The organism is Rhizobium sp. BK060 (assembly GCF_014193145.1).
Lineage (GTDB): Bacteria > Pseudomonadota > Alphaproteobacteria > Rhizobiales > Rhizobiaceae > Rhizobium.
The window spans coordinates 1-2,500 of sequence record NZ_JACHYW010000054.1; the positions used below are offsets into that span (position 1 = coordinate 1).

At 53.4% G+C, this 2,500-nt stretch carries 1 rRNA gene (cut by a window edge); it reads right to left on the bottom strand.

Annotated elements, in window-relative coordinates:
- Positions 1-34 precede the first annotated feature (34 nt).
- Positions 35-2,500, bottom strand: a 23S ribosomal RNA gene (locus FHT71_RS30925); it runs 335 nt beyond the window's last position.

Consider the following 2,500-nt stretch of genomic DNA (forward strand, 5'->3'; position numbering starts at 1 on the left):
GCGCTTGCCTTGAGATGAGCATTGATCAATGAGAACGATCAAGCCAATCGAGCTATTAGTACCGGTAAGCTTCACACATTGCTGCGCTTCCACACCCGGCCTATCAACGTGGTCGTCTTCCACGGCTCTGATAGGGAATACTCGTTTTCAGGTGGGTTTCCCGCTTAGATGCCTTCAGCGGTTATCCCTTCCATATGTAGCTACCCTGCTATGCCCTTGGCAGGACAACAGGTCCACCAGAGATATGTCCATCCCGGTCCTCTCGTACTAGGGACAGATCCTGTCAATATTCCTACACCCACGGCAGATAGGGACCGAACTGTCTCACGACGTTCTGAACCCAGCTCACGTACCGCTTTAATTGGCGAACAGCCAAACCCTTGGGACCTGCTCCAGCCCCAGGATGCGATGAGCCGACATCGAGGTGCCAAACAACCCCGTCGATATGGACTCTTGGGGGTCATCAGCCTGTTATCCCCGGCGTACCTTTTATCCGTTGAGCGATGGCCCTTCCACGCGGGACCACCGGATCACTATGACCGACTTTCGTCTCTGCTCGACTTGTCAGTCTCGCAGTCAGGCGGGCTTATGCCATTGCACTCGACGACCGATTTCCGACCGGTCTGAGCCCACCATCGCGCGCCTCCGTTACTCTTTCGGAGGCGACCGCCCCAGTCAAACTACCCACCATACACTGTCCCGGATCCGGATAACGGACCGCGGTTAGACATCCATGACGATAAGGGTGGTATTTCAAGGATGGCTCCACGGAAACTGGCGTCCCCGCTTCAAAGCCTACCACCTATCCTACACATGCCGACACGAATGCCAGTGTAAAGCTATAGTAAAGGTGCACGGGGTCTTTCCGTCTGACCGCAGGAACCCCGCATCTTCACGGGGAATTCAATTTCACTGAGTCTATGTTGGAGACAGCGGGGAAGTCGTTACGCCATTCGTGCAGGTCGGAACTTACCCGACAAGGAATTTCGCTACCTTAGGACCGTTATAGTTACGGCCGCCGTTTACTGGGGCTTCGATTCAAAGCTTGCACCTCTCCTCTTAACCTTCCAGCACCGGGCAGGCGTCAGACCCTATACGTCGTCTTGCGACTTCGCAGAGCCCTGTGTTTTTGATAAACAGTCGCTACCCCCTGGTCTGTGCCACCCCACCATACTTGCGTATCATGGGGTCACGCTTCTTCCGAAGTTACGCGTGCAATTTGCCGAGTTCCTTCAACATAGTTCTCTCAAGCGCCTTGGTATACTCTACCTGACCACCTGTGTCGGTTTCGGGTACGGTCTATACGGTGGAGCTATTTCCTGGAACCGCGTCCCTGCAAGATCAATCCAATAAGACCTCACAAGTTGAGCAATCCGTCACTACCACCAGGCCCACGAATATTAACGTGGTTCCCATCGACTACGCGTGTCCGCCTCGTCTTAGGGGCCGGCTAACCCTGCTCAGATTAACTTTAAGCAGGAACCCTTGGTCTTTCGGCGAGAGGGTCTCTCACCCTCTTTATCGTTACTCATGTCAACATTCGCACTTCCGATACCTCCAGGAGCCCTCACGGGTCTCCCTTCATCAGCTTACGGAACGCTCCGCTACCACGTGTATTGCTACACATCCTCAGCTTCGGTGCATGGCTTCAGCCCCGTTACATTTTCGGCGCAAAGACCCTTATTTAGACCAGTGAGCTGTTACGCTTTCTTTAAATGATGGCTGCTTCTAAGCCAACATCCTGGTTGTTTTGGGATCCTCACATCCTTTCCCACTTAGCCATGACTTGGGGACCTTAGCTGGAGGTTAGGGTTGTTGCCCTTTTCACGACGGACGTTAGCACCCGCCGTGTGTCTGCCGACTAGTACTCCCCGGTATTCGGAGTTTGGTTAGGATCAGTAAGACGGTGAGTCCCCATAGCCCATCCAGTGCTCTACCCCCGGGGGTATTCGGTCGACGCTCTACCTAAATAGATTTCGCGGAGAACCAGCTATTTCCGAGTTTGATTGGCCTTTCACCCCTAGCCACAAGTCATCCCAATCTATTGCAACAGATGCGGGTTCGGTCCTCCAGTTGGTGTTACCCAACCTTCAACCTGCTCATGGCTAGATCACTCGGTTTCGGGTCTAATGCAACAAACTAAATCGCCCTATTCAGACTCGCTTTCGCTTCGCCTACACCTACCGGCTTAAGCTTGCTTGTTACACTAAGTCGTTGACCCATTATACAAAAGGTACGCCGTCACCCTTGCGGGCTCCGACTGTTTGTAGGCATCCGGTTTCAGGTTCTATTTCACTCCCCTTGTCGGGGTGCTTTTCACCTTTCCCTCACGGTACTTGTTCGCTATCGGTCATGCACGAGTACTTAGGCTTGGAGAGTGGTCTCCCCATGTTCAGACAGGATTTCTCGTGTCCCGCCCTACTCTAGGACAATCATGGTATCTACGCGTACGGGGCTGTCACCCACTACGGCCAAGCTTTCCAGCCTGTTCCACTTTAAC